Source organism: Streptomyces sp. HM190, assembly GCF_009857135.1.
GTDB classification, from domain to species: Bacteria; Actinomycetota; Actinomycetes; order Streptomycetales; family Streptomycetaceae; genus Streptomyces; species Streptomyces heilongjiangensis.
Genome location: NZ_CP047318.1, coordinates 4,316,432 through 4,338,155, shown reverse-complemented (window position 1 = coordinate 4,338,155; position 21,724 = coordinate 4,316,432). Strand labels below are relative to the sequence as shown.

At 67.2% G+C, this 21,724-nt stretch carries 19 protein-coding genes; 10 read left to right on the top strand and 9 right to left on the bottom strand.

Annotation, left to right across the window (positions count from 1 at the left end; all coding sequences use genetic code 11):
• Nucleotides 1-100 precede the first annotated feature (100 nt).
• Nucleotides 101-1,540, top strand: coding sequence for a CCA tRNA nucleotidyltransferase (locus tag GSY65_RS18450; RefSeq protein ID WP_159769987.1), 1,440 nt, complete (start codon nucleotides 101-103; stop codon nucleotides 1,538-1,540).
• Between the two features lie 128 nt (nucleotides 1,541-1,668).
• On the opposite strand, the gene GSY65_RS18445 is transcribed toward GSY65_RS18450, so the two are convergent.
• The 3 genes from GSY65_RS18445 to GSY65_RS18435 form a co-directional block, all read right to left on the bottom strand.
• Nucleotides 1,669-2,985, bottom strand: coding sequence for an MFS transporter (locus GSY65_RS18445; RefSeq protein ID WP_159769985.1), 1,317 nt, complete (start codon nucleotides 2,983-2,985; stop codon nucleotides 1,669-1,671).
• 101 nt (nucleotides 2,986-3,086) lie between these two features.
• The gene (locus tag GSY65_RS18440; RefSeq protein WP_159769983.1) at nucleotides 3,087-4,169 is read right to left on the bottom strand and encodes an inositol-3-phosphate synthase; all 1,083 of its coding nucleotides are present in this window, start codon (nucleotides 4,167-4,169) and stop codon (nucleotides 3,087-3,089) included.
• Nucleotides 4,170-4,213: 44 nt separating this feature from the next.
• Complete coding sequence (locus GSY65_RS18435) at nucleotides 4,214-4,891, bottom strand: PadR family transcriptional regulator (RefSeq protein WP_159769980.1); 678 nt, start codon at nucleotides 4,889-4,891, stop codon at nucleotides 4,214-4,216.
• Nucleotides 4,892-5,264: 373 nt separating this feature from the next.
• On the opposite strand from GSY65_RS18435, the gene GSY65_RS18430 reads away from it, so the two are divergent.
• Both GSY65_RS18430 and GSY65_RS18425 read left to right on the top strand, forming a co-directional pair.
• Nucleotides 5,265-7,928, top strand: coding sequence for a transglycosylase domain-containing protein (locus tag GSY65_RS18430; protein WP_201452585.1), 2,664 nt, complete (start codon nucleotides 5,265-5,267; stop codon nucleotides 7,926-7,928).
• A 106-nt stretch (nucleotides 7,929-8,034) separates the two neighbouring features.
• Nucleotides 8,035-9,534 carry a glycosyltransferase family 87 protein gene (locus tag GSY65_RS18425; protein WP_443043236.1) on the top strand — a complete coding sequence of 500 codons (1,500 nt, stop codon included), beginning with the start codon at nucleotides 8,035-8,037 and terminating at the stop codon, nucleotides 9,532-9,534.
• A gap of 121 nt (nucleotides 9,535-9,655) precedes the next feature.
• Here the strand turns inward: GSY65_RS18425 and GSY65_RS18420 are convergent, their stop codons facing one another.
• The 3 genes from GSY65_RS18420 to GSY65_RS18410 form a co-directional block, all read right to left on the bottom strand.
• Entirely contained in the window at nucleotides 9,656-10,687 is a 1,032-nt protein-coding gene (locus GSY65_RS18420; RefSeq protein WP_159769971.1) for an alanine racemase, read from the bottom strand.
• Between the two features lie 67 nt (nucleotides 10,688-10,754).
• Nucleotides 10,755-11,876 (bottom strand): peptidoglycan bridge formation glycyltransferase FemX, encoded by a 1,122-nt coding sequence (gene femX / locus GSY65_RS18415; protein WP_055714666.1) that lies wholly within the window; start codon nucleotides 11,874-11,876, stop codon nucleotides 10,755-10,757.
• A 223-nt stretch (nucleotides 11,877-12,099) separates the two neighbouring features.
• Entirely contained in the window at nucleotides 12,100-12,414 is a 315-nt protein-coding gene (locus GSY65_RS18410) for a hypothetical protein (RefSeq protein WP_159769968.1), read from the bottom strand.
• 264 nt (nucleotides 12,415-12,678) lie between these two features.
• On the opposite strand from GSY65_RS18410, the gene rpsF reads away from it, so the two are divergent.
• From rpsF to rplI, 4 genes are all read left to right on the top strand, one after another.
• On the top strand, nucleotides 12,679-12,969 hold the full coding sequence (gene rpsF, locus GSY65_RS18405; RefSeq protein ID WP_004950685.1) for a 30S ribosomal protein S6: 291 nt from the start codon (nucleotides 12,679-12,681) through the stop codon (nucleotides 12,967-12,969).
• Nucleotides 12,970-13,045: 76 nt separating this feature from the next.
• A complete protein-coding gene (locus tag GSY65_RS18400) occupies nucleotides 13,046-13,627 on the top strand; it encodes a single-stranded DNA-binding protein (protein ID WP_159769965.1) in 582 nt (193 codons plus the stop codon).
• Nucleotides 13,628-13,708: 81 nt separating this feature from the next.
• The gene (rpsR, locus tag GSY65_RS18395; protein ID WP_003949403.1) at nucleotides 13,709-13,945 is read left to right on the top strand and encodes a 30S ribosomal protein S18; all 237 of its coding nucleotides are present in this window, start codon (nucleotides 13,709-13,711) and stop codon (nucleotides 13,943-13,945) included.
• Nucleotides 13,946-13,963: 18 nt separating this feature from the next.
• On the top strand, nucleotides 13,964-14,410 hold the full coding sequence (gene rplI, locus GSY65_RS18390) for a 50S ribosomal protein L9 (RefSeq protein WP_055537166.1): 447 nt from the start codon (nucleotides 13,964-13,966) through the stop codon (nucleotides 14,408-14,410).
• Between the two features lie 222 nt (nucleotides 14,411-14,632).
• On the opposite strand, the gene GSY65_RS18380 is transcribed toward rplI, so the two are convergent.
• A complete protein-coding gene (locus tag GSY65_RS18380) occupies nucleotides 14,633-15,976 on the bottom strand; it encodes an MATE family efflux transporter (protein WP_201452584.1) in 1,344 nt (447 codons plus the stop codon).
• Between the two features lie 453 nt (nucleotides 15,977-16,429).
• On the opposite strand from GSY65_RS18380, the gene dnaB reads away from it, so the two are divergent.
• Nucleotides 16,430-17,902 (top strand): replicative DNA helicase, encoded by a 1,473-nt coding sequence (gene dnaB / locus GSY65_RS18375; RefSeq protein ID WP_159769959.1) that lies wholly within the window; start codon nucleotides 16,430-16,432, stop codon nucleotides 17,900-17,902.
• An 86-nt stretch (nucleotides 17,903-17,988) separates the two neighbouring features.
• On the top strand, nucleotides 17,989-19,377 hold the full coding sequence (locus GSY65_RS18370; protein WP_159769956.1) for a serine hydrolase domain-containing protein: 1,389 nt from the start codon (nucleotides 17,989-17,991) through the stop codon (nucleotides 19,375-19,377).
• Nucleotides 19,378-19,454: 77 nt separating this feature from the next.
• Here GSY65_RS18370 and GSY65_RS18365 read toward each other — a convergent pair whose 3' ends face one another.
• Both GSY65_RS18365 and GSY65_RS18360 read right to left on the bottom strand, forming a co-directional pair.
• Nucleotides 19,455-19,907 (bottom strand): GNAT family N-acetyltransferase, encoded by a 453-nt coding sequence (locus GSY65_RS18365; RefSeq protein ID WP_159769953.1) that lies wholly within the window; start codon nucleotides 19,905-19,907, stop codon nucleotides 19,455-19,457.
• A gap of 9 nt (nucleotides 19,908-19,916) precedes the next feature.
• Nucleotides 19,917-20,375, bottom strand: coding sequence for a MarR family winged helix-turn-helix transcriptional regulator (locus GSY65_RS18360; RefSeq protein ID WP_159769950.1), 459 nt, complete (start codon nucleotides 20,373-20,375; stop codon nucleotides 19,917-19,919).
• A gap of 137 nt (nucleotides 20,376-20,512) precedes the next feature.
• On the opposite strand from GSY65_RS18360, the gene GSY65_RS18355 reads away from it, so the two are divergent.
• Entirely contained in the window at nucleotides 20,513-21,721 is a 1,209-nt protein-coding gene (locus GSY65_RS18355; RefSeq protein WP_159769947.1) for an MFS transporter, read from the top strand.
• The last annotated feature ends 3 nt before the right edge of the window (nucleotides 21,722-21,724 follow it).

The window sequence follows — 21,724 nt, the reverse complement described above, 5'->3', positions numbered from 1 at the left end:
GCGTATCAAAGGGGTCGGGGATGGGGTCATCTACGCGAAACCGTTGTGCGCGTTCCATGGAGGCGACCACCGCCGCGGTGGCCACGTACCCTTTTCTGTTGTGCCGAACGCCAACGAACAGTCCAGTGCCCTGAGCCAGGTGCAGCGCCGCGCGGTGAGCGAACTGCTGCGCGTCGCCCCAGTGGCCGATGATCTTGCCCGCCGTTTCCAGGAGGCGGGGTTCTCGCTGGCCCTGGTCGGCGGGTCGGTCAGGGACGCGCTGCTCGGCCGGCTCGGCAACGACCTTGACTTCACGACTGACGCCCGCCCCGAGGACGTTCTGAAGATCGTGCGCCCCTGGGCCGACGCCGTCTGGGAGGTCGGGATCGCCTTCGGCACGGTGGGGGCCCAGAGGGACGGCTACCAGATCGAGGTCACGACGTACCGGTCGGAGGCCTACGATCGATCCTCCCGCAAGCCGGAGGTGTCGTACGGCGATTCCATCGAGGAAGACCTCGTGCGGCGTGACTTCACCGTGAACGCGATGGCGGTGGCGCTGCCGGAGAAGGAGTTCATCGACCCGCACGGTGGGCTCGAGGATCTCGCCGCGCGTGTCCTGCGCACCCCCGGTACACCGGAGGAGTCCTTCTCCGACGACCCGCTCCGCATGATGCGAGCGGCTCGATTCGCCGCGCAGCTCGACTTCGAGGTCGCGCCGGAGGTCGTCTCGGCGATGACCGACATGGCCGGCCGGATCGAGATCGTGTCCGCGGAGCGGGTGCGGGACGAGCTGAACAAGCTGGTCCTCTCCGCGCACCCGCGTACGGGCCTGACCCTGCTGGTGGACACCGGCCTCGCCCAGCATGTCCTGCCCGAACTCCCCGCGCTGCGGCTGGAGCGTGACGAGCACCACCGGCACAAGGACGTCTACGATCACACGCTGATCGTCCTGGAACAGGCGATCGCGCTCGAGGAGAACGGGCCCGACCTCACCCTCCGCCTCGCCGCGCTGCTGCACGACATCGGCAAGCCCCGTACCCGGCGTTTCGAGAAGGACGGCCGGGTCTCCTTCCATCACCACGAGGTGGTCGGGGCGAAGATGACCAAGAAGCGCATGACGGCCCTCAAGTACTCGAATGACCTCATCAAGGACGTTTCGCGTCTGGTCGAACTCCACCTGCGCTTCCACGGGTACGGCACCGGAGAGTGGACGGACTCCGCCGTCCGCCGCTATGTACGTGACGCGGGCTCGCTCCTCGATCGCCTCCACAAACTGACCCGCTCCGACTGCACCACCCGGAACAAGCGCAAGGCGAGTGCGCTGTCCCGTGCGTACGACGGTCTGGAGGAGCGCATCGCGCAGCTTCAGGAGCAGGAGGAGCTGGACGCCATCCGCCCGGACCTCGACGGCAACCAGATCATGGAGATCCTGGGGGTCGGCCCGGGCCCGGTCATCGGGCAGGCCTACAAGTTCCTGCTGGAGCTGCGACTAGAGAACGGGCCGATGGAGCATGACGAGGCGGTGGCGGCGCTCAAGGAGTGGTGGGCTCAGATGTCCTAGCTTGCGAGAGGTCTGCTTCACAAGCGGCGCGATGTTTCACGTGAAACATCGCGCCGCGCTGCTGTGCAGGAGGGCGCGTCCACTGGGGTTCTACCGGCCGGTCCAGGGTTTCACGTGAAACATCGGGCTTAGCCCGCGGGGCGCGAGCCGCTCTCATGCGGCTGCCCCGCCATCCCGAAGCGCGCCATGCCCACGGCGACGCCTCCGTAGATCACTGCCACCGTGATCACCAGGGCGACGGAGCGGCCGTCAGGAGGAAGCATCAGCGCGGCCACTGCTGCGGCGCCGACGAACGCCACGTTGAAGAGAACGTCGTAGAGCGAGAAGACACGACCGCGGTAGGCGTCGTCGACGGCGGACTGCACGATCGTGTCCGTCGAGATCTTCGCTCCCTGAGTGACGAGCCCCAGGACGAACGCGGCGATCAGCATGGGCTGCTCCGTGAAGGGCAGGCCGAGGGCGGGCTCCAGCACGGCGGCGGTCGCGGCGCACGTCACGATCCAACGGGCCGGCCCCAGGCATCCGGTCGCCCATGGCGTCAGTACGGCCGCGGTGAAGAACCCCGCCCCAGAGATCCCTACGGCAAGACCGAGCAGGGCGAGCCCGTGCTTCGAGTCGGCCGTACCGGACGGCGATGACGACCACGCGTACCGGCACAGCATCAGCACCGTCACCGTGAGAGCGCCGTAGCAGAACCGCATCATCGTCATTGAGGCGAGTGCCCACGCCGCCGCTCGTCGCCGCGGTTCGGTGAGATGTCGTACACCCGCGACCAGCCCTTGCGCGGTGCCGGTGATCGCGACACCCAGCCGCGTCTGCACCCACACGGGGTCCGGGCCGAGGAGATCGCGGGCGAGGCGCAGTGAAGCGAGTGCCGCGCACAGATACAGAGCGGAGCCGAGAAGGACCACCACGGCATCCGAGTCCGAGCCCAGCAGCCTCACCACGAAGGCGAGGCCACCGCCCGCTGTCGCGGCGACTGTGCCGGCTGTGGGTGAGAGCGAGTTGGCGACCACCAGTCGATCCGCGTCGACCACACGGGGCAGGGAGGCGGAGAGTCCGGCCAACACGAAACGGTTGACCGCCGTGACGCAGAGCGCGGAGATGTAGAAGAGCCAGTCGGGAACGTGGACCAGGATCAGGACGGCCGTCACGGACGCGAGCAGTGCGCGCAGCAGGTTGCCGTAGAGCAGCACCTGACGGCGCCGCCAGCGGTCCAGCAGGACGCCCGCGAAGGGCCCGACGAGGGAGTAGGGAAGGAGCAGGACGGCCATGGCCGAGGCGATGGCGGCGGCGGACGTCTGCTCCTCCGGAGAGAAGACGACGTAGGTGGCGAGCGCGACCTGGTAGACCCCGTCCGCTCCCTGGGAGAGCAGTCGTACGGCGAGCAGACGCCGGAAGTCCCGGAAGCGCAGGAGCACCCGCAGGTCTCGTACGACAGCCATGGGGCACAGCCTCACATACGGGGAGGGTCCCCGGGTGTGTGAACCGGGGACCCTCAACGACCCGAAGAACGAATGGACTTAGCGCACCGCGCTTCGTCCGGTCAGCGCTCGACCTCGCCCTTGATGAACTTCTCGACGTTCTCCCGCGCCTCGTCGTCGAAGTACTGCACCGGCGGGGACTTCATGAAGTACGACGACGCCGACAGGATCGGGCCGCCGATACCGCGGTCCTTGGCGATCTTCGCGGCGCGCAGGGCGTCGATGATGACGCCGGCGGAGTTCGGGGAATCCCAGACCTCGAGCTTGTACTCCAGGTTCAGCGGAACGTCACCGAAGGCACGGCCCTCGAGGCGGACGTAGGCCCACTTGCGGTCGTCGAGCCAGGCCACGTAGTCGGACGGGCCGATGTGGACGTTCTTCTCGCCGAGCTCCCGGTCGGGGATCTGCGAGGTGACGGCCTGGGTCTTGGAGATCTTCTTGGACTCGAGGCGGTCCCGCTCGAGCATGTTCTTGAAGTCCATGTTGCCGCCGACGTTCAGCTGCATGGTGCGGTCCAGGACGACGCCGCGGTCCTCGAACAGCTTCGCCATGACGCGGTGCGTGATGGTGGCACCGACCTGCGACTTGATGTCGTCACCGACGATCGGGACGCCCGCCGCGGTGAACTTGTCCGCCCACTCCTTGGTACCGGCGATGAAGACCGGCAGAGCGTTGACGAAGGCGACCTTGGCGTCGATGGCGCACTGGGCGTAGAACTTCGCCGCGTCCTCGGAGCCGACGGGCAGGTAGCAGACGAGGACGTCGACCTGCTTGTCCTTGAGGACCTGGACGACGTCCACCGGGGCCTCGGGGGACTCCTCGATGGTCTCACGGTAGTACTTGCCGAGACCGTCGAGGGTGTGGCCGCGCTGGACGGTGACGCCGGTGCTCGGCACGTCGCAGATCTTGATGGTGTTGTTCTCGGAGGCGCCGATGGCGTCCGCGAGGTCGAGGCCGACCTTCTTCGCGTCGACGTCGAAGGCCGCGACGAACTCCACGTCCCGGACGTGGTAGTCACCGAACTGCACGTGCATGAGGCCGGGGACCTTGGACGCCGGGTCGGCGTCCTTGTAGTACTCGACTCCCTGCACCAGCGACGCGGCGCAGTTGCCCACGCCGACGATGGCTACGCGAACCGAACCCATTCCGGTTGCTCCCTGTGTGTACGAGTGGGGTCCTGGCAGGGACCTCACGTGGCGGTGTCGCCGGGCGCATCCGGCCTGGGGGTGTCCCCGGGCCGGGGCAGGGCGCCCGGCGCTCCCTCTGTGGTGTCGCGAGCGGGGTCTCCATGGGCCGGACCCTTCAGATCACGGCCCGCCCGCTCGCTCTCGATGAGCTCGTTCAGCCAGCGCACTTCGCGCTCCACGGACTCCATCCCGTGGCGCTGGAGCTCGAGTGTGTAGTCGTCGAGGCGCTCGCGGGTGCGTGCCAAGGAGGCACGCATTTTCTCCAGCCGTTCCTCCAAACGGCTGCGACGGCCCTCCAGGACACGCATGCGCACGTCGCGGGAGGTCTGCCCGAAGAACGCGAAGCGAGCGGCGAAGTGCTCGTCCTCGTACGCGTCGGGACCCGTCTGCGAGAGCAGTTCCTCGAAGTGCTCCTTGCCTTCCGCCGTCAACCTGTAGACGATCTTGGCGCGGCGGCCCGTGAGGGCGGCGGGAGCGTCGTCCTGGGCACCCCCCGACTCCTCGATCAACCAGCCGTTCGCGACCAGCGTCTTGAGGCAGGGGTAGAGCGTTCCGTAGCTGAAGGCACGGAACACACCCAGTGAGGTGTTGAGTCGTTTACGCAGCTCATAGCCGTGCATGGGAGCTTCGCGCAGCAGGCCGAGCACGGCGAATTCGAGGATGCCGGAGCGCCGGCTCATCGTCGCCTCCCCTCTCCCGCTGGCCCTCCCGACACCCACTATGCCGAGCTGATGTATCGACTCGATACATCACGACGATAGAACGCCCCTACGTATGCGACAAGTGGGGGCACGGTGAACGGGGTCACATCACTGATTGGTACGAAGCAAGTTGCCGGATTTGGGGTGAAGTTCGGTGCTCAGTGGGTTTTGGCGGTGCGTAGTCTGTGCGGCATGCACACCACCGGGAAGCGAGTGACGTCAGAGCACGTCATGGTCCCGGGTGCGGTACGGATGAATGCCAACACGACCGCATCCGTACTTCGGGGGGACCGGAAACCAGCCGCCGTTTCCAGGCGCGCACGGGTGCGCCTGCCCGAGGAGTAGTCGTTCGATGAGCGAGCACCGTCGCAAACCGCCGCAGCCGCAGGGAGGCGGACGTGCCGCGGCCAGACGCGGCCAATCGGCGCCCTCCGGCCGCCGCGCTGCACCGCGGGGCACCACTGGGTCACTTTCCGAGACCTATGGGGCGGGAGGTGATGACACCACCTACGAGGGCCGTGCAGCGGCCCGAAGGGCAGCACAGAGAAGTACCGGCACCGGCGGTAGCCGCCGGAGAGCAGCCGAACCCGCGGGACGCGGACCGGGCAGGGGCCGGGGACGGCCCGCTCCTCCCGGCAAGAAGCGCTTCATCGACTACCCGCGGGCCGGCAAGTACGGGGCCATGCGGTGGGTGCCCTCCTGGCGCCAGGTGACGGCCATCTTCATCGGGTTCTTCGGTTGCCTCGTGGCGGCCGCCGGTATCGGGTACGCCCTCGTCGCGGTGCCCAACCCGGCCCAGGCCGCGACGGCGCAGAACAACGTCTACTACTGGTCCGACGGCACGCAGATGGTCGCGACGGGTGGTGAGGTCAACCGCCAGATCATCGCCTACGAGAAGATCCCCAAGGCGATGCGCTACGCGGTCATGTCGGCCGAGAACAAGACGTTCGAGACGGACAGCGGCGTCGACCCCATGGGCATCGCCCGCGCCGTCGTCAACATGGCCAAGGGCGGTCAGACGCAGGGTGGATCGACCATCACCCAGCAGTACGTCAAGAACGCCATGCTCGACGACCAGTCGCAGACCCTCTCCCGCAAGGTGAAGGAACTCTTCATCTCGGTGAAGGTGGGCGCCTCCGTCGAGAAGGAAGACATCATGCGCGGCTACCTGAACACGGCCTACTTCGGCCGTGGCGCCTATGGCCTTCAGGCGGCCGCCCGCACGTACTTCGGTCAGGACGCCGAGAAGCTCAACCCGAGTCAGTGCGCCTTCCTCGCCGGCATCCTCAAAGGTGCGACGTACTACGACCCGGCCGGAGCGACGTCGATCGACCCGGCAGCCACACCCGAGGCGAACACCAAGCGGGCCACGGAGCGGTGGGAGTGGATCCTCAACGAGATGGTGAAGGACAAGCGCCTCTCGCCGGGCACGCGGGCCAAGTACAAGAACTTCCCCAAGATCGAGCGGCCCAGGTCCAACGCCCAGTTGGGTGGACAGATCGGCTACCTCGTCGACACGGCCAAGGGCTACATCCTCAACAACACCGACATCACGCAGAAGCAGTTGGAGCAGGGCGGCTACGAGATCCACACGACCTTCGACAAGAACAAGGTCAAGGAACTCGAGGCAGCTGTGAAGAAGGTGCGCAAGGAGCACATCAAGCCCAAGCTGCGTCCGGAGACGGACACTCATGTGCAGTTCGGCGGGGCGTCGGTGAATCCGAAGTCGGGTGCCATCGAGGCGATCTACGGCGGTGAGGACGCCACCAAGCACTTCACCAACAACGCCGACGTGACCGGTGCGCAGGTCGGTTCGACGTTCAAGCCCTTCGTCCTGGCGGCAGCCATGACCTGGGGCAAGCGCAACCCCGATCTGGACCCGGACCAGGCTCAGGACGAGCGCACCATCGTCTCTCCGAAGAGCCTCTACAGCGGCAAGAACAACCTCAAGATCGAGGACTACGACGGCACCGTCTGGACCAATGAAGAGGGCAAGGAGTGGCTGCAGGCCAACGACGGCGACGAGTCGTACGGCAGCGCACCGAAGTACCAGATCGACCTGCGTGAGGCGATGCGGGTCTCGGCGAACTCCGCCTTCGTCCAGCTGGGCATGGATGTCGGTCTCGACCGGGTGAAGGAAGCGGCCATCGAGGCGGGCCTCAAGAAGGACAGCCTCACGGGCACCAGCTTCCCCTCGTTCTCGATCGGTATCTCCGACCCCAGCGCCATCCGCATGGCGGGTTCGTACGCGACCTTCGCCGCCAGCGGCAAGCAGAACGACCCGTTCTCCGTCAGCAAGGTCGAGTACGAGGGCCTGACGAAGTTCGATCACGAGGACATCGCCGCCCCGAAGGAAGCCTTCACCGCGGACGTCGCCGACAACGTCACCGACGTCCTCAAGACCGTCGTCGACAAGGGAACCGGTACCTCGGCCCAGCTGGCCGGACGCGAGGTGGCCGGCAAGACCGGTACCACGGACGGCAACAAGTCGGCCTGGTTCGTCGGATACACGCCGCAGTTGTCGACCGCCATCAGCATGTACCGCATGGACGACGACGAGTCCAACAAGAACCGCACGTTCCTGGAGATGTACGGCACGGGTGGCCAGGAGACGATCCACGGTGCCTCGTTCCCGGCGGAGATCTGGCACGACTACATGGAGGACGCGCTCAAGAACGTGCCGCCGAAGGCGTTCCCGGAGCCGCAGCCCATCGGTGTCATCGTCAACGACGACCCGGACCCGACGCCCACTCCCTCTGCGGAGGAGACCCCGGAGGAGAGCCCGGAGCCGTCCCCGTCGCCGTCCGAGAGTGAGCCGGCCGTTCCGTCGCCGACACCGAGTGACAAGCCCTGCAAGAACCCGTTCGACCCGACCTGCCAGGACACCGGAGGTACGGACACAGGCGGTACGGAGACTGGGGGCACGGACGGCGGGGTGACCCCAACCCCGACCGCACCGGAGGACGACACGAGAGGCAATCAGAACGGGGGACTCTTCGGAGGACCCGCCGGATAGTTCTTTCTCCCGGTACAGGGTGTTTCACGTGAAACAAGGGCCGCCGCACCACTGAGGTGCGGCGGCCCTCGGCGTACTCCTGGGCACGTACGGCAGGATGTGCGGCATGCCCAGTGCGGAGACGACGCGAATGAGTGTGGACGAGTCGGAGCCGGTGCGGCCGACCAAAGAGGACGAGGTCGCTGCGGCCGGCAGCGAGCTGATCGGCGGCCCCATCGGGCGACGTGCACTGTTCGGGACGTCGTGGTGGAGCCCGGTACGGGTCGTCGCCCTCGTCGCGATCGGCATGTTCGCGCTGGGCATGGTGCAGAAGCTGCCCTGCTACGACGGCGGCTGGTTCTTCGGGGCCAGCTCCCAGTACACCCACGCCTGCTACTCGGACATCCCCCACCTCTATCAGGGGCGCGGTTTCGCCGACGGGCTTGTGCCGTACTTCGACAAGATCCCCGGCGACATGGAGTACCTCGAGTACCCGGTGCTCACCGGTGTCTTCATGGAGGTCGCCGCGTGGCTCACCCCGGGCAGCGGCACCATCCAGGAACAAGAGCAGTGGTACTGGATGGTCAACGCGGGCATGTTGATGGTCTGTGCGGCCGTCATCGCCGTGTGCTCCGCGCGCATCCACCGCCGGCGCCCCTGGGACGGCCTCCTGGTGGCCCTGGCACCGGCGTTCGCTCTGACGGCCACCATCAACTGGGATCTCCTCGCCGTGGCCCTGCTGGCGGCCGCGATGCTGATGTGGTCGCGTCAGCGCCCCTTGGCCTTCGGCGTGCTGATCGGGCTCGCCACAGCTGCCAAGTTCTACCCGTTCCTGCTGCTGGGCCCGCTCTTCGTGCTGTGCTGGCGCGCGGGCAAGTGGCGCGAGTTCGGGACCGCGGTCCTCGGCGCGGTCGGTGCCTGGCTCGCGGTGAACCTCCCCGTGATGCTCCTGGCGCCGGACGGTTGGGCGAAGTTCTACCGCTTCAGCCAGGAACGAGGCGTCGACTTCGGCTCTGCCTTCCTCGTCGTCTCGCAGCGGATGAACATCCAGATCGCCCCCGAGACGGCGAACGCGTACGCGATGATCGCCATGCTCCTCGTCTGCGGGGGCATCACCGCACTGGCGCTGACCGCCCCACGACGTCCACGCTTCGCCCAACTGGCCTTCCTGATCGTGGCGGCCTTCATCCTCACCAACAAGGTCTACTCGCCGCAGTACGTGCTCTGGCTGGTTCCGCTGGCCGCGCTGGCCCGACCCCGCTGGCGTGACTTCCTCATCTGGCAGGCGTGCGAGGTCGTGTACTTCCTGGGGATCTGGCTGTACCTCGCGTACACGACCAGTGGAGAGGCACACAAGGGACTGCCCCCCGAGGGCTACCACGTGGCGATCATGGCGCATCTGCTGGGCACGCTGTACCTGTGCGTCATCGTCGTCCGCGACATCTTCATGCCGGAGCGGGACATGGTGCGCCGCGCCGGTGACGACGATCCGTCCGGCGGCGTGCTGGACGGCGCGGAGGACGTCCACGTGTACGGTGCCGCCGCCCGTCCCCCGCAGCGCGCGGTGGACTTCGAGGGCCCCCTGGTGGAGTGGGGCAGCCAGAACTCCGCGGACCGTTCGCCCTGAGCGAACAGAGCAGGTCAGGTACACCAAAGGCCGTACACGGGCTCTCCGCGTACGGCCTTTGCACTGGGTGCCGACCTGTGGTCCCGCCCGGTCACCGCGTGAAGGTCCGGGCGGGCGTGGATCAGCGGTCGACGATCCGGTCGAACTGGGTGGTGGTGTGCCGCAGGTGGGCCACCAGTTCCTCGCCGACCTGCGGTTCCGGGGCGTCCGAAGGCACGAAGAGGATCGACACCTGCATGTGCGGCGGCTCCGCGAACCAGCGCTGCTTGCCTGCCCAGACGAACGGAGAAAGGTTCCGGTTGACCGTTGCGAGCCCGGCTCGGGCGACGCCCTTGGCGCGCGGCATGACGCCGTGCATGGCCTTCGGGGCCTCCAGACCCACCCCGTGGGACGTACCGCCCGCCACGACCACAAGGAAGCCGTCGGAAGCCGCCTTCTGCTGCCGGTAGCCGAAGCGGTCGCCCTTGGCGACCCGGGTGACGTCAAGGACGGCACCGCGGTACTCGGTCGCCTCGTGGTCGCCGAGCCACAGCCGCGTGCCGATCCGGGCCCGGAAGCGGGTCTGCGGGAACTGCTGCTGGAGACGGGCGAGTTCCTCGGCCTTCAGATGGCTGACGAACATGGTGTGCAGCGGGAGACGGGCCGCGCGCAGCCGGTCCATCCAGCCGATGACCTCCTCGACGGCGTCCGAGCCGTCCGTGCGGTCCAGCGGCAGGTGGATGGCGAAGCCCTCCAGCCGCACGTTCTCTATGGCGGCGTGGAGCTGGGGCAGTTCCTGCTCGCTCACGCCGTGCCGCTTCATCGAGGACATGACCTCGATGACCACGCGAGCACCCACGAGGCCGTACACGCCGTCGACCGACGACACGGAACGGATCACCCGGTCGGGCAGGGGGACGGGCTCCTCGGCCCGTCGGTACGGCGTGAGCACCAGCAGGTCACCGCTGAACCAGTCCTTGATCCGGGCCGCCTCGTACGTCGTGCCGACGGCGAGGACGTCCGCGCCGAGGCGCGTGGCTTCTTCCGCCAGCTTCTCGTGCCCGAAGCCGTAGCCGTTGCCCTTGCAGACGGGGACGAGTCCCGGGAACTGCTCCTGAACGTGCTTGTGGTGTGCCCGCCAGCGCGCGGTGTCGACGTAGAGCGTGAGCGCCATGGCCGGTCCCGGAACCTTTCTCGTGGCTGCGGTGTATCAGAGATATGGAAGGAAAAACGGGGGGAGGTCAGCGGCGCGACATGTAGATGTCGAGAGCCTTGTGGAGCAGTTTGTTGAGCGGGAAGTCCCACTCACCGAGGTATTCGGCGGCCTGGCCGCCCGTGCCCACCTTGAACTGGATCAGGCCGAAGAGGTGGTCCGTCTCGTCCAGCGAGTCGGAGATGCCACGCAGGTCGTAGACGGTCGCGCCGAGGGCGTAGGCGTCGCGCAGCATGCGCCACTGCATCGCGTTCGAGGGCCGGACCTCACGGCCGATGTTGTCCGAAGCGCCGTACGAGTACCAGACGTGCCCCCCGACGACCAGCATCGTCGCGGCGGACAGGTTCACCCCGTTGTGCCGGGCGAAGTAGAGCCGCATGCGGTTGGGGTCCTCGGTGTTGAGGGCCGTCCACATGCGCTGGAAGTACGACAGCGGGCGGGGCCGGAAGCGGTCGCGGACAGCGGTGATCTCGTACAGCCGCTGCCACTCCTCCAGGTCGTGGTAGCCGCCCTGGACGACCTCGACGCCGGCCTTCTCGGCCTTCTTGATGTTGCGGCGCCACAGCTGGTTGAAGTTCTTGTGGACCTCTTCGAGCGAGCGGTTCGCCAGCGGCACCTGGTAGACGTAGCGGGGCTGTACGTCACCGAAGCCGGCCCCGCCGTCCTCCCCCTGCTGCCAGCCCATGCGGCGCAGCTTGTCGGCGACCTCGAAGGCACGGGGCTCGATGAAGTCGGCCTCGATGTCGCGCAGCCGCTTCACATCCGGGTCCTGGATGCCCTTCTTGATGGACGTGGCCTCCCAGCGCCGGATGATCACCGGCGGGCCCATCTTCACCGAGAAGGCACCCTGGTTCTTCAGGTGCGCGAGCATCGGTTCCAGCCAGTCGGTGAGGTTCGGCGCGAACCAGTTGATGACCGGGCCCTCGGGGAGGTAGGCGAGATAGCGCTTGATCTTGGGAAGCTGGCGGTACAGCACCAGGCCGGCACCGACCATCTCGCCGGTCTTGTCGTCGAACCACCCGAGGTTCTCGGAGCGCCACTCCGCCTTGACGTCGGCCCAGGCCGGGACCTGCATGTGGCTAGCCGAGGGCAGGCTCTGGATGTACGCCAGATGCTGCTCTCGGCTGATCGTCCTCAGGGTCAGGCTCATTCGGGGCGCTCCTCGGGCTGGTGTGTCCCCATGGGTACAGGGGCTCCGGCTCTCGCGCCGAAGCCTACTGCGCCCTGCGGGCACGCCGAATGGCCGCATGGAACCTGCGCCCCGGCCGATGCGCGGCCGGGCCGCAGGACGGTGCTATTCGGCCGCTTGGTCCGATTGGGGTGGCGGACAGTGCGAAGCACCGCCCGCCGACCGTGCGGCCGCGGAGAAGATGTCAGCCGATGAGCCCGCCGAACAGGCCGCCGTGGGCCATGCCGAGGAAGAAGCCGACGGCCGAGGCACCGAGACCCACGATCAGGCCGAAGCGCTCACGAGTCGTCTCCGAGATGAACTGCCCGTACGCGCCGGTCAGGATTCCCACCAGCCCCGTCCAGGAACTGATCAGATGAAGATGGTGGAACATCGCCGTGATGAAGGAGATCGCACCGAGGACGAGCGTCACGGCGAGCAGCGTGTCCTGCACGGGGTGGGGCTTGTCGTCGGTCGCGAACAGGGATCCGGCGATGTTGGGTCGCAATGTCTGTGCCATGGGGCACCTCCTGCGGAAGGCGGCGCATCGTAGCGCCATACACACCCGATGTGTACAGATTGACGGTCGCCACCGCCGAATTTCAACCGGAAGCGGGTGTGCGGGTAGTGTGTACCGTCTGCACCGGTGTCTGCCCAGGCCGTGACAGGGGATCCCCAGCGGAAACCCCGAATGTCAGTGGTGGCCGATACCGTTGCGTACGCATCACAACCCTCCTGCCACGGAACGACCGTGGCCGCTGAGTCCGAAGGAGGTGGGTTCCACATGCGTCACTACGAAGTGATGGTCATCCTCGACCCCGATCTCGAGGAGCGTGCTGTCTCCCCGCTGATCGAGAACTTCCTCTCCGTCGTCCGTGAGGGCAACGGAAAGGTCGAGAAGGTCGACACCTGGGGCCGTCGTCGTCTCGCGTACGAGATCAAGAAGAAGCCCGAGGGCATCTACTCGGTCATCGACCTGCAGGCCGAGCCTGCGGTCGTCAAGGAGCTCGACCGCCAGATGAACCTGAACGAGTCGGTCCTCCGGACCAAGGTCCTCCGTCCCGAGACTCACTGAGCATCCCGCTCAGCTGATCTCGGGTTTCGAGTAGCAGTACCAGCAGCCAGCAGCAAACCCGCCGAGAGGTTCCCCCATGGCAGGCGAGACCGTCATCACGGTCGTCGGCAATCTTGTCGACGACCCCGAGCTGCGCTTCACCCCTTCCGGTGCGGCGGTCGCGAAGTTCCGTGTCGCGTCCACCCCCCGCACCTTCGACCGTCAGACGAACGAGTGGAAGGACGGCGAAAGCCTGTTCCTGACCTGCTCGGTCTGGCGTCAGGCGGCGGAGAACGTCGCCGAGTCGCTCCAGCGAGGCATGCGCGTCATCGTGCAGGGCCGGCTGAAGCAGCGGTCCTACGAGGACCGTGAGGGCGTCAAGCGCACGGTCTACGAACTGGACGTGGAGGAAGTCGGCGCCAGCCTGCGCAACGCCACGGCCAAGGTCACCAAGACCGCGGGCCGAGGCGGCCAGGGTGGTTACGGCGGCGGTGGCGGCGGCCAGGGTGGCGGCGGCTGGGGCGGAGGCCCCGGTGGCGGCCAGCAGGGCGGCGGCGCTCCCGCTGACGATCCGTGGGCGACCAGCGCTCCCGCCGGTGGCAACCAGGGCGGCGGCGGTGGTGGCTGGGGCGGAGGCTCCGGCGGCGGTGGCGGCTACTCGGACGAGCCCCCCTTCTAGGACCGCTCGGGCCGGATCACCGGTCAGTCGGTCGAGGACGGGGCCGTATCCCACACTTCTTGATCACACAGGAGAATCACCATGGCGAAGCCGCCTGTGCGCAAGCCGAAGAAGAAGGTCTGCGCTTTCTGCAAGGACAAGGTCACGTACGTGGACTACAAGGACACGAACATGCTGCGGAAGTTCATTTCCGACCGCGGCAAGATCCGTGCCCGCCGCGTGACCGGCAACTGCACGCAGCACCAGCGTGACGTCGCCACGGCCGTCAAGAACAGCCGTGAGATGGCGCTGCTGCCCTACACGTCCACCGCGCGCTAAGGGAAGGGTGACAGACTCATGAAGATCATCCTCACCCATGAGGTCTCTGGCCTCGGTGCCGCCGGCGACGTCGTCGACGTCAAGGACGGCTACGCTCGCAACTACCTGATCCCGCGGAAGTTCGCTATCCGCTGGACCAAGGGCGGCGAGAAGGACGTCGAGCAGATCCGTCGTGCTCGCAAGATCCACGAGATCCAGACCATCGAGCAGGCCAACCAGGTCAAGGGCCAGCTCGAGGCCGTCAAGGTCCGTCTGGCTGTCCGCTCCGGCGACGCCGGTCGTCTCTTCGGTTCCGTCACCCCGGCCGACATCGCTTCCGCGATCAAGGCTTCCGGTGGCCCCGAGGTCGACAAGCGCCGTATCGAGCTGGCTGCTCCGATCAAGACGCTGGGCTCTCACGAGACGTCCGTGCGTCTGCACCCCGAGGTTGCCGCCAAGGTCAACATCGAGGTCATCGCGGCCTAAGTGCTGCGTGCGATAGAGCACTGTGGGGCCGCACCCTGTGAAGGGGTGCGGCCCCACTTGCGTGGTGCATCACTGTGCCCCCAGTCTTTGGGTGCTGGTGCTGGTGCTGGTGCTGGTGCTGGTGCTGGTGCTGGTGCTGGTGCTGGTGCTGGTGCTGGTGGCTGTTTCACGTGAAACAGCGTGAACCGGGTGATGTTTCACGTGAAACGCCGCTCGATACGCTCAGCGAGTGGCGCCGGTGACGATCCACCTGCCCGAGCGGGAACGAAGCCACAACGTCAGCATGCGGATCGCCATCATCAGCGTCATCGCGCCCCACAAGGCAGTCAGGCCGCCATCGAAGGCCGGAACGAGCAGGGCGGCAGGCGCGAAGACCGCCAGGGTCACCAGCATGGCCCGGGCCAGATAGGGCCCGTCTCCCGCGCCCATCAGCACGCCGTCGAGCACGAAGACGATCCCGGAGATCGGCTGGGCGAGTGCCACCACGATGAGTGCGGGTAGCGCGATCTGCTGAACGACAGGATCCCCTGTGAAGAGCGGGACGAACAGAGGACGGGCCGCGATCACCGCCAGCCCGAGCACGGCACCCGTGCCGATCCCCCACTGCACCATACGGCGGCAGGCCTCGCGGGCCCCCTGAGCATCGCCGGCTCCGAGATACCGGCCGATGATGGCTTGCCCGGCGATGGCTATCGCGTCCAGGGCGAAGGCGAGCAGGCTCCAGAGCGACAGGATGATCTGGTGGGCGGCGATGTCCTCGTCGCCGAGTCGAGCGGCGACTGCGGTGGCGATCATCAGAATGGCGCGCAGGGAGAGCGTACGGACCAGCAGTGGAGCCCCTGCCTGAGCCGAAGCGCGTATCCCTGCCGAGTCCGGTCGGAGTGAGGCGCCGTGTCTGCGTGCTCCGCGGACCACGACCCAGAGATATGCGGCGGCCATCCCGCACTGAGCGATGACCGTGCCCCAGGCGGATCCGGCTATGCCGAGGTCGGCGCCATAGACGAGTGCTGCGTTGAGGGCGCCGTTGGCAACGAAGCCGCCGACGGCGACATACAGAGGAGTCTTGGTGTCTTGGAGGCCGCGGAGGACGCCGGTGGCGGCGAGCACGATCAGCATGGCGGGAATGCCCAGTGCCGAGATCCGCAGATACGTCGTGGCGTAGGGAGCGGCCGTTTCGGACGAGCCGAAGAGTGTGACCATGGCAGGCGCTGTGGGCAGTACGACCGCGACGATCAGGGCACCGAGCAGCAGAGCGAGCCAGATGCCGTCCATTCCCTGGCGGATGGCGGCTCTGAGATCGCCGGCTCCGACCCGCCGTGCGACAGCTGCTGTGGTGGCGTAGGCGAGGAAGACGAACAAGCTCACCGCAGTGACGAGGAGAGCGGAGGCGACGCCGAGACCGGCGAGTTGCGCGGTGCCGAGATGGCCGACGATGGCGGTGTCGACCATGAGGAAGAGAGGCTCGGCGACGAGCGCACCGAAGGCCGGAACGGCGAGCGCCACGATCTCACGGTCGTGGCGTCGGCGATCGGCCTGGGAGGCTGCTGGAGCCTGTGTCATGAGCATCAATCTAATCTTCCACAGGTAAGAGATGCAAGGGTCTTGTGCCTGTTACATCGAGGTCGGTTGCGTGTGGCGTCGCGCACTCATCGTGATGATCTTGATCCTGTCGGGGAAGTTTTTCTTCTGCACAACCGGTGGACGGCAAAAGCCCAGCTCAGGACAGCTGCTGAGATTGAGGCGAGGGCTTGTTCACAGGGCTGTCCACCGAGTCGTGCACAGGTTTCGCGGAGTTCTCCACAGCATCTGGGGCGTCGTCCACATGGCCTGTGGATAACCAGATTGGCTGAAGGTGCCCGCGGGCCTACGGTGGTGCGGCGCCCACTCCCTCGGTAGATCGCGGAAACCCCGCAAAACCGACGTGCCGTAACCGGAGTTGGGCCTCTCATTTGTCAGTGTCGTGCCGTAGAACTGAGAAGCACGGCGAGGTCCGCGCGGCGGACGGGAGGAGGTCGCTCGGTGAGCATTTCCGAGCCCCTGGACGACCCGTGGGCCGACAGTGGACCCAGTGATCGTCTGCCTGCCTCCCGACGACGCCACGAGGGCGGCCGGGGACGGGACGATCAGCATGACCGAGGCCGTGACAACGGGGAGTGGGACAGCGGGGGTTCGGCCTTCGAACGTGTGCCGCCGCAGGACCTTGACGCGGAGCAGTCCGTCCTCGGCGGCATGCTGCTGTCCAAGGACGCCATCGCCGATGTCGTCGAGATCCTCAAGGGCGCCGACTTCTACAAGCCGGCCCACGAGACCATCTATCAGGCGATCCTCGATATCTACGCCAAGGGCGAGCCAGCCGACCCCATCACCATCGCCGCCGAGCTCACGAAGCGCGGTGAGATCACCAAGGTCGGTGGCGCCTCCTATCTGCACACCCTGGTGCAGACGGTGCCGACGGCGGCGAACGCCGAGTACTACGCGGAGATCGTCCACGAGCGCGCCGTCCTGCGCCGCCTGGTCGAGGCCGGCACCCGCATCACCCAGATGGGATACGCCGCCGACGACGACGTTGACGAGATCGTCAACAGAGCTCAGGCGGAGATCTTCGCGGTCACTGAGCAGCGCACCACCGAGGACTATCTGCCGCTCGGCGACATCATGGAGGGTGCGCTCGACGAGATCGAGGCGATCGGCTCACGGTCGGGAGAGATGACCGGCGTCCCGACCGGCTTCACCGACCTCGATCAGCTCACCAACGGACTCCATCCCGGTCAGATGATCATCATCGCGGCCCGTCCCGCCATGGGTAAGTCCACGCTGGCGCTGGACTTCGCCCGTGCCGCTTCCATCAAGAACAACCTGCCGAGCGTGATCTTCTCGCTCGAAATGGGCCGCAACGAGATCGCCATGCGCCTGCTCTCCGCCGAGGCGCGGGTCGCTCTGCACCACATGCGTTCCGGCACGATGACCGACGAGGACTGGACCCGGCTGGCCCGCAGGATGCCGGATGTCTCCGCCGCACCGCTCTACATCGACGACTCCCCGAACCTGTCGATGATGGAGATCCGAGCCAAGTGCCGACGTCTGAAGCAGCGCAACGACTTGAAGCTCGTCATCATCGACTACCTTCAGCTGATGCAGTCCGGCAAGCGGTCCGAGAGCCGTCAGCAGGAAGTCTCGGACATGTCGCGAAACCTGAAGCTGCTGGCCAAGGAACTGGAACTGCCGGTCATCGCGCTGTCGCAGCTCAACCGTGGTCCCGAGCAGCGAACGGACAAGAAGCCGATGGTCTCCGACCTGCGTGAGTCCGGGTCCATCGAGCAGGACGCCGACATGGTCATCCTGCTGCACCGCGAGGACGCCTACGAGAAGGAGTCCCCGCGCGCCGGCGAGGCGGACATCATCGTGGGCAAGCACCGTAACGGCCCGACGGCGACGATCACTGTCGCCTTCCAGGGGCACTACTCGCGGTTCGTGGACATGGCCCAGACCTGATCCGGCCGGTCGGCCGCATCCGACCGGCCAGCCGCCGAAACGAAATGCGCTCGACGTGGGTGGCCGACGCCGGGTGGACTGAGCCCATGACAGAACCTCTGGAAGAGCTGCTTCCTGCCACCCGCCGGGCTCTGCTGCACCGCATCGCCGTCGCTCAGACCGAAGGCCGCGCGCCGTCCCTGGTCGCTGCGGTCGTGCGAGGCGGCAGGACGGTGTGGCACGGGGCGCGGAGCGCCGTCGACGGCCATGCGCCGGACGTGGACGTGCAGTACCGGATCGGCTCGATCACCAAGACCTTCACGGCGGTGCTGGTCCTGCGGCTGAGGGACGAGGGCCTCTTGGACCTCGGTGACACGCTGGAGAAGCATCTGCCCGGCACCGGCGCGGGGGAGGCCACCATCGCCCAGTTGCTCGCCCACACGGGCGGCTTGGCGGCCGAGTCGCCCTCCCCCTGGTGGGAGCGGACCCCTGGCTCCCTGCGCCCGGAACTCGCCGACGTGCTCGGCGATGAGCCGCACCGCCATCCCGTCGGTCGCCGCTTCCACTACTCCAACCCCGGTTTCACGCTTCTCGGCGCGCTGGTCGAGCGAATGAGGGGCGCCTCCTGGGAAGAGGTCCTGCGACGCGAGATCCTCGAACCGCTGGGCCTCACCCGCACGACCTGGGACCCCGAGGCGCCTCACGCCGGTGGGTGGGCCGTCCACCCCTGGGCCGACGTCATGATGCCGGAGCGGGTCGAGGACCTGGGAAGGATGGGGCCCGCAGGGCAACTCTGGTCCACGGCGGGGGACCTGGCACGCTTCGCCGCGTTCTTGGCCAGGGGCGACGACCGGGTGCTGAGCCCGGCGTCGGTCCAGGAGATGCGGGCACCTGCCGCAGTCCCGGGTGACGCAGCCGATGTCTCGGCCGGCTCGGCGTACGGCCTCGGCATGCAGATCCAGGACCGGGACGGCCGGTTGCTCGTCGGTCACGGAGGTTCGGTACCCGGCTTCCTCGCACAGCTGACCATGAGCGTCGAGGACGATGTTGCGGCCGTGGTGCTGACCAACTGCACCTCCGGGCCAGTGGTGTCGGAGGTTGCCGCCGATCTGGTGTGCATCGTGGCGGAGGCCGAGCCTCGGATCCCCGAACCGTGGCGTCCGCTGCCCGAGGTGGACCAGTTGCTGCTGGAACTGGCGGGGCCCTGGTACTGGGGGACGTACAGCTTCGTGCTGCGACTCGTGGCAGACGGATGTATGTCGCTTGAGCCGCTGTCGAGCACAGGCCGCAGCGCTCGATTCCGGCGCGACGGCGATGGCAACTGGATCGGTCTCAACGGGTACTTCGCGGGAGAGCGCCTCCAGGTCGTACGAGGGCCGGACAGCCGCGTGAGCCACCTGGACGTCGGCTCCTTCGTGTTCACTCGTCAGCCGTACGAGGAAGGCGCTCCAGTGCCCGGTGGGGTGGATCCCGAGGGGTGGCGCGGGATCTCGTAGTCGCCGACAGTGCGGGACGGGTCCTGATGCGCGTGATGTTTCACGTGAAACAGGACCCTCTACGCGTCAGCGGAAGCTCAGAGCGGAAGCTTGAAGCCCACATGGGTGGCCTCGAAGCCGAGACGCTCGTAGAAGCGGTGGGCATCGGTGCGCGTGATGTCGGACGTCAGCTGTACCAGCTGGCATTCCTGACGCCGTGATTCAGCGATGGCCCACTCGATGAGGTGGGTCCCGAGGCCACTCCCTCGCTCGTCCGCGTGGACGCGCACACCCTCGATGATCGACCTGGTGGAGCCGCGCCGGGAGAGGCCGGGGATGACCGTCAACTGGAGTGTGCCGACGACGCGGCCATTGCGGACGGCGACCACCAGGTGCTGGTGGGGGTCGCTGCTCAGTCGTTCCAGGGCCGTGAGATACGGCGTCAGATCGTCCGGCGACTCGCGCTGGGCGCCCAATGGGTCATCGGCGAGCATGGCGACGATGTCGGCGATGTCGTCCTGCGCCGCCGGGCGAATCTCAAGATCTTTCATGTCCGCACCCTATGCAGGTGCGTTGAGTGATTCCACGGCGCGGACCAGGGGCGCCAGTTCGGGGTTCTTCACCGCCTCATCCAGCGCCTCGCGCAGTGCGGCGTCATTGGTGGGGCGTGCCTCTGCCAGGAGTGCGAGCCCGGCCTGGGAGACGTCGGTGTAGATGCCCCGGCGGTCAGTCGGGCACAGGTAGCGCGACAGCAGGCCGCGGTCCTCCAGCCGGGTGACCAGGCGGGTGGTGGCGCTCTGGCTGAGAACGACGGCGTCGGCCACCTGCTTCATCTGCAGATGCCCGCCCTCGCCGTCGTGCTGGCGGCTCAGGACGTCCAGCAGGGAGTACTCACGCACGCTCAGACCGTGCCCGGACTGCAGTGCGCGCTCGATGCGGGCCTCGATCCTCCCGTGCAGAAGGGAGAGAGCACACCAGCCCTGGGCGAGGGCGGTGAGCGCGGGGTCCGTAGCTGTCATCGATCTCCTCCGTCCCGGCACGTCTCCCTCAAGGATAGGCCACCGATGCAATAGCCAGTCTTAGCCCATATGGCGCGTCTGCAATTATTGAGTACGCTCGTAAGCTGCACAGGCAATCTTCTGGAAGGTGCGTCTTCATGCCTCTCGCGCTGCTGGCCCTGGCGATCGGGGCCTTCGGGATCGGCACGACAGAGTTCGTGATCATGGGGGTGCTGCAGGAGGTCGCGGGTGACTTCGGCGTCTCCATTCCGACCGCCGGCTTCCTCGTGACGGGCTACGCGCTCGGCGTGGTGCTCGGCGCACCGATCATGACTGCTCTGGGGACGAAGGCGTCCCGCAAGCGGATGCTCATGCTGCTGATGGGTCTCTTCGTCCTGGGGAACCTGCTCTCGGCCCTGGCGCCCGCCTACACCATCATGCTGCTCGGACGGGTGGTCGCCTCACTCGCCCACGGCGCATTCTTCGGTATCGGCTCGGTGGTCGCTGCCGACATGGTCGCCCCGGACCGGAAGGCCGGTGCCATAGCGATGATGTTCAGCGGCCTCACCGTCGCGAACGTGGTCGGAGTGCCCCTCGGGACGCTGATCGGACAGTCTCTTGGCTGGCGGATCACCTTCGCCGCAGTGGCGGCACTCGGTGTCGTCGGTCTGCTGGGCGTCGCACGGCTCGTCCCTGACATGCCGAGGCCGCAGGGTGTGCGCCTGCGCCATGAACTGGCGGCATTCAAGAACGTCCAGGTCCTGCTTGCGATGGCGATGACCGTGCTGGGGTTCGGCGGTGTCTTCGCGGCCATCACCTACATCGCGCCGATGATGACCCACGCCGCTGGCTTCGCTGATGCCTCCGTAACCTGGCTTCTCGTCCTCTTCGGCCTCGGCATGGTCGGTGGCAACCTGGTGGGCGGGAGGTACGCGGACCGTGCGCTCATGCCCATGCTGTACGTCTCGCTGGGCGCCCTGGCCGTCGTCCTCGCGCTGTTCACCCTTACCGCCCACGACAAGGTCGCCGCGGCCGTGACCATCGGGCTGGTCGGTGCCCTGGGCTTCGCCACCGTGCCGCCGCTGCAGAAGCGCGTCCTCGACCAGGCGCAGGGTGCGCCCACCCTGGCGTCGGCCGTCAACATCGGTGCCTTCAACCTCGGCAACGCACTGGCCGCCTGGCTCGGCGGCCTCGTCATCGACGCCGGCTTCGGCTACACGGCACCCAACTGGGTCGGAGCCGCCCTCGCGGTGAGCGCCCTGGTGCTGGCGTTCCTCTCGGCGGCTCTGGAGCACAGGGGAAGCATGCCGAGCACCGTCGTGGCCGGAGGGGGCACCGCCGACCGGCGCACGGCCGTGCGCCGCTGACCA